At 59.0% G+C, this 12943-nt stretch carries 11 protein-coding genes and 2 pseudogenes; 5 read left to right on the top strand and 8 right to left on the bottom strand.

Going from position 1 to position 12943, the window contains the following annotated elements:
* Positions 1-68 precede the first annotated feature (68 nt).
* The 6 genes and pseudogenes from AACY45_RS06285 to AACY45_RS06260 all read right to left on the bottom strand — a co-directional run bounded on the left by AACY45_RS06285 (position 69) and on the right by AACY45_RS06260 (position 5675).
* Positions 69-1160: a polysaccharide biosynthesis/export family protein gene (locus tag AACY45_RS06285; RefSeq protein ID WP_339544655.1), complete on the bottom strand. Its 1092-nt coding sequence runs from the start codon at positions 1158-1160 to the stop codon at positions 69-71.
* Complete coding sequence (locus tag AACY45_RS06280) at positions 1153-2259, bottom strand: ABC transporter permease (protein WP_339544654.1); 1107 nt, start codon at positions 2257-2259, stop codon at positions 1153-1155. The genes AACY45_RS06285 and AACY45_RS06280 overlap by 8 nt, the downstream gene beginning before the upstream one ends.
* Before the next feature lie 52 nt (positions 2260-2311).
* Positions 2312-2965 carry an ABC transporter ATP-binding protein gene (locus tag AACY45_RS06275; protein WP_339544653.1) on the bottom strand — a complete coding sequence of 218 codons (654 nt, stop codon included), beginning with the start codon at positions 2963-2965 and terminating at the stop codon, positions 2312-2314.
* Between the two features lie 12 nt (positions 2966-2977).
* Positions 2978-3769 carry an ABC transporter permease gene (locus tag AACY45_RS06270; RefSeq protein WP_339544652.1) on the bottom strand — a complete coding sequence of 264 codons (792 nt, stop codon included), beginning with the start codon at positions 3767-3769 and terminating at the stop codon, positions 2978-2980.
* A gap of 909 nt (positions 3770-4678) precedes the next feature.
* Positions 4679-5004, bottom strand: a pseudogene (locus tag AACY45_RS06265) (NADPH-dependent FMN reductase); the annotation flags it as partial.
* Positions 5005-5186: 182 nt separating this feature from the next.
* Positions 5187-5675, bottom strand: coding sequence for a hypothetical protein (locus tag AACY45_RS06260; RefSeq protein ID WP_339544651.1), 489 nt, complete (start codon positions 5673-5675; stop codon positions 5187-5189).
* A gap of 163 nt (positions 5676-5838) precedes the next feature.
* Here AACY45_RS06260 and AACY45_RS06255 point away from each other — a divergent pair, with 163 nt between their 5' ends.
* Complete coding sequence (locus tag AACY45_RS06255) at positions 5839-6504, top strand: ribonuclease T2 (RefSeq protein ID WP_339544650.1); 666 nt, start codon at positions 5839-5841, stop codon at positions 6502-6504.
* 76 nt (positions 6505-6580) lie between these two features.
* On the opposite strand, the gene AACY45_RS06250 is transcribed toward AACY45_RS06255, so the two are convergent.
* Complete coding sequence (locus AACY45_RS06250) at positions 6581-7213, bottom strand: HAD family hydrolase (protein ID WP_339544649.1); 633 nt, start codon at positions 7211-7213, stop codon at positions 6581-6583.
* A 202-nt stretch (positions 7214-7415) separates the two neighbouring features.
* Between AACY45_RS06250 and AACY45_RS06245 the strand changes: the two genes are divergently transcribed.
* Entirely contained in the window at positions 7416-8984 is a 1569-nt protein-coding gene (locus AACY45_RS06245; protein WP_339544648.1) for a sensor domain-containing diguanylate cyclase, read from the top strand.
* On the opposite strand, the gene AACY45_RS06240 is transcribed toward AACY45_RS06245, so the two are convergent.
* Complete coding sequence (locus tag AACY45_RS06240; protein ID WP_339544647.1) at positions 8971-9456, bottom strand: HIT family protein; 486 nt, start codon at positions 9454-9456, stop codon at positions 8971-8973. The genes AACY45_RS06245 and AACY45_RS06240 overlap by 14 nt on opposite strands.
* Positions 9457-9602: 146 nt before the next feature.
* Between AACY45_RS06240 and AACY45_RS06235 the strand changes: the two genes are divergently transcribed.
* The 3 genes and pseudogenes from AACY45_RS06235 to AACY45_RS06225 form a co-directional block, all read left to right on the top strand.
* A complete protein-coding gene (locus AACY45_RS06235) occupies positions 9603-10433 on the top strand; it encodes an arylamine N-acetyltransferase family protein (RefSeq protein WP_339544646.1) in 831 nt (276 codons plus the stop codon).
* A 210-nt stretch (positions 10434-10643) separates the two neighbouring features.
* Positions 10644-12167, top strand: coding sequence for a nucleobase:cation symporter-2 family protein (locus tag AACY45_RS06230; protein ID WP_339544645.1), 1524 nt, complete (start codon positions 10644-10646; stop codon positions 12165-12167).
* A gap of 442 nt (positions 12168-12609) precedes the next feature.
* Positions 12610-12943 (top strand): annotated as a pseudogene (locus tag AACY45_RS06225) (hypothetical protein); the annotation flags it as partial.

Raw genomic sequence — 12943 nt, 5'->3', positions numbered from 1 at the left:
CTTGTTTGCGAATCCCCGGGGTGTACGCAAGTCAAGCTAACGAAGAATCTGGTTGTCTGGGTAAATCCTTACTTGTAAGCCCCGGTAGCGCGACCCAGCAGCATGGTCTGAACGACTGGCGAGATGATCTTTTGCCATTCATAAATTGCCGCGTTCGTCACGTAGATCGTGTCGTCCGGTTTGATCATGATCTGGCGGGCGTAGAAAACGGCTGCCGGGTCACGCATGTCCAGACGTAGGACCGTAGGCTTTGGATTGGTTCCTTCCCCCATGCGAAATACAAATACGCCCTCGGGATTGGCGTTGGCTTCTCGCAGGCCGCCGACGCTGCCCAGTGCGTCCAGCAAACTGGTGTTTTGCGCTGGCAGGTCCTTGAGGCCAGGTTCGCCGACAGCACCCATGGCAACGAAACGCTTGCGGGCACGATCCAGAACAACTTCCGAGTTTGGACGCAGCACCATATTGTTGCCGGACAGTACATCTTCGTAGTTGAACTGCTGTACCTGGCTGCCGGTGCGCACGGTGACGTTCACCAGGTGCGGCTCCATGACCGGGCCGCCAGCTTGGTTGACCGCATCCAGCAGGGTCAGAGGCCCCTGCAAGGTGCTGAACCGGCCGGGAGATTTGACAGCGCCTGCAACCAATACCGAGCCCGACAGATCGCCAACCAGCTCGACATGGGTTTGCACGTCGGTAGTTACGCCCTTGAGTTGCTTGCGGATCATTTCCTCAACCTGGTTGAGGGTCATGCCGGCGACGAACTGACGACCTACGTAAGGCAGGGAGATCATGCCCTGGTCATCAATGCGGGTCTTCAGTTGAGTACCGCCGCTGGAGAGCGGAGCAAACAATGCCGAACCTTCTGGAGCGTTATCGGTGATCAGTACGTTCAGGATGTCTCCCGCCATAAGGCGCGCGGAGGGCGCAACCGGCTTGGCGATGGAGGCTTGCACCGGACGCACGGCGCCGCGCATGTACGGACCGATGGTGTTGGCGTTGATTTCGACCAGGTTGTACGACTCGTTCTTGGTTTCGATATCACCCTTGTACGGTCCAGCGCCGGACAATGTGCCGCCGCATCCGGCCAGGCCCAGGCTTGCCAGGGTCAGCGCCGCGAGCTTCAGTTTGAATTTTGGTGGGACAGCAAGGGATTTAATCACGATGATCCTCGATCGAAGCCAGGATGAAGCGGGTAATGCCGTACAGCATGAGCAAGCCAAGCAAGATCGTTGCCAGGTTATACAAGCGCTCTGGGTACAGGGCGAGTTGTGGCGTGTTCGGGCTGACTACGGTGACCAGGGTGCGAATCTTCTTGCTGGCCTCGATGCGGGCATTGTCGAGAGCGGCTACCGCGGTCTTGTAGCTTTCTTCGGCAATGCCGGCGTCCAGAGTCAATTGCTGGAAGCGCGAGGCAACCACGTTCAGTTGCGAGCCACCCGGTGACGAGACCAGCAGGCGTTTTTCCTTGGCCAGTTGCTGGGTGATTGCATTGACCTTTTGCTTTTGCTGTTTCACCTGAGGTGAGTCAGGGCGCAGCTTGAACTGCATTTCGGTGAGGATCGCCTGCTCTTTGGTGTACTGGCTTTCCAGGTCGGCAATGATGGTGGCGCGGCTCTGTGCGGTGTTTGCGCCGTCCAGTACTTTGTTTACGTTCTGGAAATCCAACAGTTCGGTCTTGCGCTCGGCGTAATTGATCCGCGCGGTTTCCAGCTCGCCTTTGGCAAAGGTCATTTGCTCGCGGGCAATACTGTGGCTGACTTCGTTGACGAAGTGCTCACTGGCCTCGAGGATGGTGCGCAGCATCTGTTCCGAGAGTTCCGGGGTAAAGGCTTGCACCTCAACCCGCAGCAGGCCGGTGGTCTCGTCGTAATGGGCGGAAACCATGCGCTGATAGTACTTGAGCAGGTCTTCGCGCTCTGCGTCTTTGTTCAGCCAGAAGAAGATGTCGCTGCGCTGGGCGGCGTATTGTTCGACCCAGTGCAGTCGCTCCTCCAGCAGCAGCATCATGTCCATGGACACGATGTATTCACGCAAGTAGAGGGTTTCTTCCCGGGAGGCCGGGTTGGTGCCGGTGAGCAGGGTCGCAAGGCCTGGTACCGAGGCTGCCTGATTGCCGCCGTCCTGGCGTACTACTACTTGGGCGGAGCTGACGTAGCGGTCGATGGCGAACGCGCCGTAGTAAATTGCCGCCAAGACAAGTGGCAGGAGCACAAGGCCAATTGCCAGGCGCCAACTCTTGAGTTTACCCGTACTGCTCATATGTGATGCATCCTTGAAGTGGAACGGTGCTGCGATATAAGAGGGTGTGTGGTCAGTTGTTGTAGGCCTTGATGCCTTCGGCTACATCTTCGTAGATCTGGATTCCGCCATCGCGTACCAGTAATACGATGTCGCAAAGCTTTTCGATTTCCGGCATGGTGTGGGAAACCAGCACGACCTTCGATTGTTGTAGTTTTTCCTGGAAGACCTCGGAGCACTTGCGTCTGAACTGAGCGTCGCCCACCGACATTACTTCGTCGATCAAGTAGTAATCGAAGTCGAAGGCCATGCTCAGGCCGAAGGCGACCCGCGAACGCATGCCGGAGGAGTAGGTCTTGATCGGCTCGTCGATCCAGTCGCCGATCTCCGCGAACTCCTGGACGTAACGGATTTTCTCGCGCATCGCTTCGCCTTCGGCACCGTAGACCCGGCAGACAAACTTGATGTTGTCGCGACCGGTCATGCTGCCCTGGAAGCCTCCCGCCAATCCCACGGGCCAGGAAATACTCTGATCGGTGACGATGGAGCCGGAGTCGGGAATGTCAGCACCGCCCAATAGGCGCATCAAGGTCGACTTGCCGGCCCCGTTACGGCCGATGAGCCCAATATTTTTTCCTGGCGGAATCGACAGCGACAGGTTGCGGAATACATGCCGACGACCCTTGGGGGTCAAGTAGGACTTGGTGACGTTTTTAAGCTCGAACACTTTGGCCTGTACTCATCCGTTCTTGGTGGAAATCAGGTGTAACCGGCGGGCGCGGTAGCTACCTAGGGCTATGAATAGCAGGATCACCGTGAGCGTGATCACGTACATTTCAGACACACCGTCGACGGGTGTGTAGTGCGGGAGAACTTCGGCGCGAATCAGTTCGACCAGATGCAAAAAAGGGTTCAGTAATAGCAGCGGCATCATGGCTTGAGGGAGATAGGACGCAGGAACCAGGACGCCGGAGATGAAGTACAGAGGAAAGAACGCCATGCGAATAACGGGCTTGATGCTTGGCAAGGCATGGGTAACCAAGGCGAGAATCATGCCCAGGCCAAAGGCAAACAGCAGTCCGATAGCCAGGGTTGTCAACCATTGTAACGGGTTGCTCACTGCCATATCGAAGCCAAACCAAGCGAAGCCAAAGACCAGAATCGAGTAGACCGCCGCGCTGATGCAGGTCTCTACCAGCACTCGGGCGACGTAGGTATCTAGCGGTTTGATCTGTTTGTAAGCAAACAACGAGCGGTTTTCCCGCAGGCTATCCATCAATCGTAGGGCTGTGTTGCGATAGAGCAGGAAGGGTGCCATCCCTACCAATACAAACACCGGATACTCAACGCCTGCGACGGTACGGCCGCGAATAAGGGAGAACAGCAAAGTGAAGATCAAGAGATGGCAGATGGGCTCCACCAGGGTCCACACGGCCCCCATGCGGCGTTCACCAAAACGCGCACGGGCCTCGCGCAGGACCAGGGCAAAGATGACCGATTTTTGAATCTGGAAGGAGGAGCGAGGCTTCAAGATATTTACCGCACAGCAAAGCGGCGCGACTGGGCGCGCCGGTGAATTCATTTCAGGAAATGCCCGGGTCCCGCGCGCTGATATGGGGATTTGGGCGGCTTCCGTGCTCTAAGGGCGGGAGATTAATCGCTGGGCGGCATTAGCGTCAAGTGAGAATCCTTCCCTATTTCCTACATTCACAGTCCTATTTCCCTGCGCATAGTTCTTACGCCCGCCTCAGATGTAGCCTGTGTTGGATCAGCATACGTCCTACAAATGACAGTTTGATATTAGGCTCTTCAGTGATGCCGCTAGGCCATCACTTGGCTGTTGTTTGCAATTATTTGTACCGGGCTTGGAATTTGTACAAGGGAGAGTGAACTTAATATACGTCAACTCATTAGATGCATTGTTTACGGTTGAGGCGGAGGATTGGATACGTCTACCGCGAACAAGCTTGATGAAAAATATCGTGCAAGCGGTAAACCACCCGGTTTCCAAGCCTTTGATGGTGTCCGTTGACTAACGCGGCAGCCTTGTTTATCGCAGTATTTGAGCAATCTGCTCGACCAGTCGTCGGATCAACTCTGCGATTTGATCACTCAGGGGCCCCTTTTCCGGGAGGAACTGCTTTTTCCGCGGGGCGATTTAAAGCTGTAGTCCGGCTGGGCATTCAAATTTCTGTGCAACTGAAATGCTGATATGTCTTAGGCGAAGTTGAGACTGTTGCACCGTTGGGATTGTCGTTTCTCTTTCCAGCGGCTTACAGAAGCAAGAGGTGTGCTCGAAAAGTATTGAGGATAATGCGAATGCAGTGGTGGGCTAAATATAGTGTGCGACACTCGCAGTGGCATTCAAGCAATAGCCGTTTATACGTGCTGATTCCTTTGACGAGCTGGTGATATGGTTAATCCAGATGCTGTCTCGTTCCTAAATAGCTGACTGATTAACCCGCCTACTCACTCCTGCGCCGTCTCCTTACGCTCCGAATACCGATCCACTCAGCTCCTGCCGATCACGCAACAGCACCGTGAACTTCACCAGCTCTTCCATCACATCCACCACCCGGTCATAGAACAGCGATCGTTTCATATGGTTGTGTGCATCGAACTCGAGGAAGGCTTTTGGTGCGCAGGACTGGTTGGGGAGGGTGAGCGTGCGCATTCAGTGGCCCAGTACCCGCAGTTGATTGACGGTGTTGAGGACTGCGAGCCACCGGATACTTACATCACTGCCAGGGTTTTGCCCTGGGCCGGGTCGAGCGGTAGAGCTGCAGGATGCGTGGTGCGTCGACCGAGACGCGGGCTTGACGCTGTCTATGATTTTTCGAATACAAGGTAGCGCGCGGAGGGTGGTCTTTATCGATGCAGCGTCGTTGGCTGAAACAAAAAGGACGACCCCTGTGGGTCGCCCGCTCTTGTGCACCGGTCAGGAACTGTCAGAGCTCCAGCCCTTGCTCGATCACCGAGAGAAAGCTCAGTTCATCCAGCGCTACCGGCGTGGGGCGTGGTTGTCCGGTGCGGGGCACGGGCTGGATTTGCCATACGGGCTCGGCCATGTCGTTCTCGGTGCGGCGGATGTACAGGGCCTGGCCTTTGCCGCGGATGTCGACCTGGCCCGTGCCGCCAATGGTGAAGCGGGCGATGGGGTCGAGGGTAATGGTGTTGTGGTTGCCCTCGATCTGTAGCTGGTCGATGGCGTAGTTGAAGGTCTCGCCGGATGGCAGGCGCTCGAACACGCGGGTCGGTACGCGGCGGATGTTGAGGCCGGCGTGGGTCAGCGGTTCCAGCCAGGTTTCCAGTTGCTGGTACATGTCATAGACCTGGCTCGGCCAGTGCTCAATGGCCAGGTCGGCGCGGGCCTCGGCGTCCACACGGGTTTTTTGTTTTTGCTTCAGTTTCGTGGCGAGTTCGTCTGCCTTGCTCATTCCGATTCCCTATCGTGCGTTCAGAGTGGTCTGCGCTTTCAAGGTACTGCACTTGACCGAGTGATTGCCAGTCGCCGGCGTCAGCTGGAGAAGAATGTCTTCTGGTCTTGCTCGACCAGCCCTCACAATAGGCTGATTGGCTGTTTCGTTTTCAGGTGTGTGAATGAAAAAACTGTCTGTGTGGGTCCTGTTTGGTGTGGTGGCGATTGTCAGTGTGGTGCTGAACAATGCGCCGCAATCTTCGCGCGATAAACAGCAGAACGAGTCGGCGTCGGGGGTGTTCGACTATTACCTGCTGGCGTTGTCCTGGTCGCCGACCTTTTGTCTGACGCGCCCGGAAAATGCCCAGTGTTCGGGCAAGGGCTACGGGTTTGTGCTGCACGGTCTGTGGCCGCAATACGCCAAGGGTGGCTGGCCGCAATCCTGCGCGCCGAATGCGCGGTTGTCGGCGGCCGAGCGGGCGCGGGGACTGACGCTGTTTGTCACGCCGGCGTTGCTCAAGCATGAGTGGGCCAAGCACGGTACTTGCAGTGGGCTGGGTGCCATGGGCTATCTGGCGGCGGCGGATAAGGCGCTTGGCGCGGTGAAAATCCCTGAGCCGCTGCAACCCTTGAGCAAGGAGGTGTATTTCTCTGCCCAGGACATCACGCAGATGTTCCGCCGCAGCAACCCTGGGATACCGTCAGACGGCATAGCAGTGATCTGTCGTGGCCCTGAGTTGTCGGAGGTGCGGGTGTGCATGGCCAAGGACCTGTCGTTCCAGGCGTGTGGCAAGGGAGTGAAAAACCAGTGTCGCTCGGGGGATATTCGGGTGCCGCCGATGCGTTGATGGGCTGGGCGCGGTTTTTGTAGCCGCTGTCGTTACGGGTGTTCGACAGGTGCACAGTTGCTCGACACGACCATTTTTATAGGGGCAGGCCCAGGGTGGTGAGGTCTTTGCGCAGTTGCTCGGCGTTGCTGAACAGCAGCGCATTGAAGCCTTCCCGGCGAGCACCTTCGATGTTGGGGGCATGGTCGTCGATAAACACCGCGTGGTGGCCTTCGAACTGGTAGCGCGTCTTGAGCCGTTGGAAAATCTGCGGTGCGGGCTTGATGATGCCTTCGGCGCCCGAGACCAGGATGCCCTCGAATTTGTTCAGGAAGGCAAAGCGCTCAAGGGCAATGGGGAAAGTTTCCGCCGACCAGTTGGTCAGGGCCAGCAGTCGCACGTGCTTGGCGTGCAGTTCTTCGAGGATCTCGACGGTCTCCTCCAGTGCGCCGCCGAGCATTTCTTCCCAGCGCTCGCGGTAGGCGCGAATCAGCGCCTCTTGTGCCGGATGGCGGGCGATAGCTTCGTCGATGGCTTCCTGCCATGGGCGTCCGGCGTCCTGGCGTTCGTTCCAGTCGGTGTTGCAAACCTCGGACAGGAAGGTCTCCATGGCCTGCTCATCATCGCTAAACAGCTTGCGGTAGAGGTTTCTCGGGTTCCAGCGAATCAGCACGTTACCCAAGTCGAACACCACGGTGTCGATGGTGGGCGGGTGGTCCCGATGGCTCATGCGTTCCTCCTTGGGTGGCCGATAACAGTGAAGGGTTCAGCCTAGCAGAGCACTTGGGGGCTGCCGGAACTGGTTGTGAGACAAGTATGTCCGGGTGTTATCGCGCAGTGGTGGTTTGCCCCCCGTCACCGCCGTAGACTAAGCTCCGTCGATCAAGGGATCCGGGCGTCTGCCTGCGTTTTACCCTTCAAGGATGATGCATTTGCCAACCCCCATTCACGCCCCCCGCGACACGCTCGGCGGCCCATTGAAGCGTTTACCCCTGCGCAAGGCGGCGGTCACCTTTATTGCGGCGGTGTGCCTGAGTCTGTGCGGTTTACTGTACCTGCAGCTCGAGCAATCCCGGGATCACGACTTGTCCCAGGCGCAAATCGCTTCGGTGAACCTCACGCGAGCGATGGCGCAACAGGCCGAAGATACTTTCGTGGCTGCCGATATGGTGGTGACCAGCCTGGTCGACTGGATTCAGGCTGACGGCTTTGGCGTGGCGCTGAACCCACGCTTGCAGCGCACCTTTGCCCGTCGGGTGCAGGCGCTGGAACAGTTACATGGATTGTTTCTATTCGATCGCCAAGGGCAGTGGGTGGTGACTTCCTTTGGTGAGTTGCCGACCCGGCAGGGCGTCGCTGACCGTGAGTATTTCAAGTTCCATCAACACAATGCGTCGTTGCAGGCCCGCATCGGCCCGGCGATCCGCAGTCGGCAAAACGGTGAGTGGATCATCCCGTTGTCGCGGCGGGTGAATGACCGCAATGGTCAATTCCAGGGGGTGCTGATGGCGGGCATCCGCATGGCGTACTTCGATCAGTTCTTCAAAAGTTTCAGCCTGGACGACCACGCCTTGATGGTGCTGGCGCTGGCGGATGGCACCTTGCTGGCACGGCGGCCAGGCGCGCAGTTGCGCATCGGTGAGTCGCTGGCCAAAGGGGCGATCTTCCAGGACCATTTGCCGAATGCACCTTCGGGCACCGCGATGATTCGTTCGCGCGCGGACGGGGAGCTGCGGCTGTACGGTTACCAGCAACTGGACGCCTACCCGCTGGTTGTAGCGGCGGCCATTCCAGAGGCGGTGGTGCTGCGAGGTTGGTATGCCAACGCGGTGCAGTCCAGTGTCATCGTGGCCTTGGTGGTGCTCGGTGTCAGCCTGTTCGGCTGGGTGTTTGTGCTGCAGGTGCGCAACGGTGAGCGCATCGAAGCAGACCTGCGTGCGGCCCAGGAGCGCCTGGAAGTGATCGCCACCCATGACAGCCTGACCGGCCTGGCGAACCGGCGGTTGTTCGAGCGGGCGCTGCAGATCGAGTTTGCCCGCGGGCTGCGCCAGCAGAGTCCGCTAAGCCTGATCATGCTCGATATTGATTACTTCAAGCGCTTCAACGATAGCTACGGCCACGTCGCTGGCGACCAGTGCCTGGCGCGGGTGGCTGGGGTGGTCAAAGGGGGCTGCCAGCGGCCGTCCGACCTGGTGGTACGTTACGGCGGGGAGGAGTTTGCGGTGCTGTTGCCGGATACCGATATCCAGGGGGCGGTTGTCATTGCCGAGCAGATTCGGCGCAGCATCAAGGACGCCAACATACTCCACCGCGGCGCGCCTTCGGGGCATTTGACCGTCAGTCTGGGTTGCCATGCGTTTGTGCCCAGGGAAGGCGACAGCATCGAGTGGCTCATCGAGTGCGCGGATGCGGCGTTGTACCAGGCCAAGAACTTCGGCAGGAACCGCACGCAAGTGGCCTCTCCCGAGGGGCGTCCGAGCGATGTCCTCAGTCGGCACTAAAGGCCTGGCGCAGGCGTTCGATGGTCCGGTCGATGGACAGCCCGGGTACGGGCGGTGGATCGGGACGTTCACAGAACTCGCGCCAGACAAACAGCGTCAGCTCTGCGCCATCGGTGAGGGGGGGCGGGTTGGGCGCACCGTAATGCTGCAGTAGCCGATAGCGCGGGTCTTGCCAGAACAGGTCTTCCACCCAGTCGAACACCGGGATGAAGTGAAAGTGAATGGGCTGCTCAGGGGTGTGGCCATAGCGGCCGATGTACAGCCGCTTTGGCTGCAACTGACTCTGCATCACCTGTTGGGTTCGCGCCAGTAACAGTCCCAGTTCAGCCAGCGCCTCGGCGGGCAGCTCGTGGAGCGCATTGACGTTGGCCCTGGCCCCGAGCATCAGGTAGCCCGGCAGGTGCGAGTTGATCCGGTGATTGACGATCCAGTGGGCGGTTTGATGGACGATCAGCTGCGGGTCGATGTGCATGGTCGGGCGTCACCTTTTTCTGCCCCGGGCCGATGAGGGAAATCAATTGTCGTTGCCAAGGGCGGCTATCGTATAACGTTTGCCCATCGGCACGGCACCCGACTGTCCCAGGTCCCCGGTGCGCCCCCATGTCCAAGGAATCGCCCATGACCCCGACTGCACTCGAACACATCGATCTGTACCTTGAACGTCTTGGTTTTGCCACGCCCCCCGCGCCCACCCTGGAAGCGCTGGGCGAGCTGCAGCTACGGCACACCAGCACCTTTGTGTTCGAGAACCTCTCACCCCTGGCCGGGTTACCGGTGCCCCTCGACCTGCCATCAATCCAGCGCAAAGTCCTGCATGAGGGGCGTGGCGGTTATTGCTACGAGCTCAACAACCTGTACATGACCTTGTTGCAGCACCTGGGGTACCAGGTGCGCGGTATTACCGGGCGCGTGGTGATGAACGCACCGCAGGACGCCTGGGCGGCACGCACCCATCGCCTGACCCTGGTGACCCTCAATGGCGTGCGTTACATCACCGATGTGGGCTTTGGCGGCATGGTGCCGACAGCACCGCTGCTGCTCGACACCGAGCAGGAACAGGCAACGCCTCATGAGCCATATCGCATCACCCGCGAGGACGATAGCTACACCTTGCAGGCCAAGGTCGCCGGCGAGTGGCGGGCGATGTATATCTTCGACCTGCAGCGCCAGGGCGATATCGATTACGAGATTGGTAACTGGTACGTCTCGACTCACCCTCATTCACCGTTCCTGCAGCGCCTGATGGTGGCACGGACCGGGGAGGGCGTGCGCCGCACCCTGAACAACGGCAGCTATGCGCTGCATCGCCTGGGCAGTCCCAGCGAGCGGCGCGAGATCAGCGACGTGCAGGCGCTGATCGAGTTACTGCACAGCGAGTTCGCGCTCCAGGTGCCTGAGCATCCGGCACTCCGGGCGACCCTGGCGGAATTGATCGCCGCTAAACACTAAGTGAAGGATTGGCAGAAAAAAGCTGATCGATCGATCAGCTATTTTTCGACCGGCGGTAAAGCCCGGAAAGTGCGGGCTAGACGGTTGGAAGCGAGCTGGGGTGGATGCTTGTCCATTATGTGACCGACAAGTTGTATACAACTCTATGGACATTTGTCTTGGGTGTTGAATACAGTGTGCGCATAACAAAAACCCAGGGACCCCCCCACGATGAAAACGCCCTCTGTTTCACACCAACGGCCCGAGGATGAAAACCTCGGGGTCGGCGCGAATATGGCTTACGGCCTGCAACACGTTCTGACCATGTATGGCGGTATCGTTGCGGTACCACTGATCATCGGCCAGGCGGCCGGGCTTTCTCCGGCAGACATTGGTCTGTTGATTGCGGCATCGTTGTTTGCAGGGGGGTTGGCAACGCTGCTGCAAACCCTGGGTCTGCCGTTCTTCGGTTGTCAGTTGCCGCTGGTGCAGGGCGTGTCGTTCTCTGGTGTCGCGACCATGGTGGCGATTGTCAGCAGTGGCGGTGAGGGCGGCTTCCAATCGATTCTGGGGGCGGTGATTGCCGCCTCGTTGATCGGCTTGTTGATCACGCCGGTGTTCTCGCGCATCACCAAGTTCTTCCCGCCGCTGGTGACCGGTATCGTGATCACCACCATCGGCCTGACGCTGATGCCGGTGGCTGCGCGCTGGGCCATGGGCGGCAACAGCCATGCCGAAAGCTTTGGCAGCATGGCTAACATCGGCCTGGCTGCAGTGACCCTAGTGCTGGTGCTGGTGCTGAGTAAGGTTGGCAGCGCCACGATCTCCCGCTTGTCGATCCTGTTGGCCATGGTCATCGGGACCCTGATTGCGGTCTTCCTCGGCATGGCGGACTTTTCCAGCGTCACCGAAGGGCCGATGTTCGGCTTCCCCACGCCGTTTCACTTCGGCATGCCGACCTTTCACTTCGCCGCCATCCTGTCGATGTGCATCGTGGTCATGGTGACCCTGGTGGAAACCTCCGCGGACATCCTCGCGGTCGGTGAGATCATCGACACCAAGGTCGACTCCAAGCGCCTGGGCAATGGCCTACGGGCCGACATGCTGTCGAGCATGATCGCGCCGATCTTCGGCTCCTTCACCCAGAGCGCCTTCGCCCAGAACGTCGGACTGGTGGCCGTGACCGGGATCAAGAGCCGCTACGTGGTGGCCACCGGCGGGCTGTTCCTGGTAATCCTCGGGCTGCTGCCGTTCATGGGGCGGGTGATTGCCGCGGTGCCGACCTCGGTGCTCGGCGGGGCTGGCATCGTGTTGTTCGGTACGGTCGCCGCCAGCGGCATTCGCACCCTGTCCAAGGTCGACTACCGCAACAACGTCAACCTGATCATCGTCGCCACCTCGATCGGTTTCGGCATGATCCCAATCGCCGCGCCGAACTTCTACGACCACTTCCCCAGCTGGTTCGCCACGATCTTCCATTCCGGCATCAGTTCGTCGGCAATCATGGCCATCGCGCTCAACCTGACCTTCAACCACTTCACCACTGGCAACTCCGACCAACAGTCGGTATTTGCTGCCGGCACTGAGCGCACCTTGCGTTTCCAGGACCTGGCCGCGCTGCGCGAAGGCGACTACTTCAGCGATGGCAAACTGCATGACTGCGATGGCAATGAAGTGCCGGTGGTCGTGGAGGACCCTGGCCATGAAGCGCCGGAGCACAGGCCGCTGCCGGTTAAAAGCAGCGAGCATGTCTGACCGCTAGCCGCGCTGCCCCAGGCCGACCTGTTGTTTAGACAGGTCGGCCTTTTTTATGGGGACGCGGGTGTCCCCGTGCAACAAGGCGTTCTACTCCCCCCCTGAACAGCTCGCCGTCGATCGGATGATGGAGACGCAATTGACCGAAAACACCCAGCAAACCATTCCAGAGCCAGGGCTCGGCTCACTGGATTGGCGGGTGGTTTGGTTGAGGTAATCCCACATCCAGACAAAGAAACATTTTGTTTTGAATTTTTCAAACCCTTGCGTAGCGGTGCTCTGCGGGCAATTGCGCAACTTCTTGCGCAGTTCATGTTGGCTACCATTGCGCACCTTCAAGTGCTGGCGTTTACCGGCACTCACGCGCAGGCCGATCAGCTCGAGCCGCTATCGCGAACCCCGCAAGCACGCCGAAGCACCTCTGAGTGCAGGGAGCCCTCCAATGACCACGACGTACAGCACAACCGTGATCCCGTTCACGCCCAAGGAGCACAAGGTGATCTTCTTGACCATGGACTGGTACGCCAAAAATATCATTTACCCTCCGCGCGGCGGGGTGCGGGTTACTCCGCTGATCAACGGCGAGGAGGCTTTCGGTGCGGTCTACGAGGCCATCGAGGCGGCGTACAAGAGTGTCGAAATCATCAGTTGGGGATTTGACCCGGCGATGCGCTTCAAACCCGGTAGCGATCGCATCGGTGAACTGCTGGATGCTCGAGGTCGCCGAGGCATCAAGACCCGTGTGCTGATCTGGAAAAATCCGCTGGCCAACTTTG

Origin of the sequence: Pseudomonas sp. RA_35y_Pfl2_P32 (assembly GCF_963970735.1) — a bacterium.
Lineage (GTDB): Bacteria > Pseudomonadota > Gammaproteobacteria > Pseudomonadales > Pseudomonadaceae > Aquipseudomonas.
This window is presented reverse-complemented; position numbering and strand designations above follow the sequence as displayed.

Excerpts from the sequence above, each read along its gene's own strand:
- AACY45_RS06280 (WP_339544654.1), bottom strand. The coding sequence starts at position 2,259 with ATGAGCAGTACGGGTAAACTCAAGAGTTGGCGCCTGGCAATTGGCCTT.
- AACY45_RS06260 (WP_339544651.1), bottom strand. The coding sequence starts at position 5,675 with ATGAGCAAGGCAGACGAACTCGCCACGAAACTGAAGCAAAAACAAAAA.
- AACY45_RS06255 (WP_339544650.1), top strand. The coding sequence starts at position 5,839 with ATGAAAAAACTGTCTGTGTGGGTCCTGTTTGGTGTGGTGGCGATTGTC.
- AACY45_RS06250 (WP_339544649.1), bottom strand. The coding sequence starts at position 7,213 with ATGAGCCATCGGGACCACCCGCCCACCATCGACACCGTGGTGTTCGAC.
- AACY45_RS06240 (WP_339544647.1), bottom strand. The coding sequence starts at position 9,456 with ATGCACATCGACCCGCAGCTGATCGTCCATCAAACCGCCCACTGGATC.
- AACY45_RS06235 (WP_339544646.1), top strand. The coding sequence starts at position 9,603 with ATGACCCCGACTGCACTCGAACACATCGATCTGTACCTTGAACGTCTT.
- AACY45_RS06230 (WP_339544645.1), top strand. The coding sequence starts at position 10,644 with ATGAAAACGCCCTCTGTTTCACACCAACGGCCCGAGGATGAAAACCTC.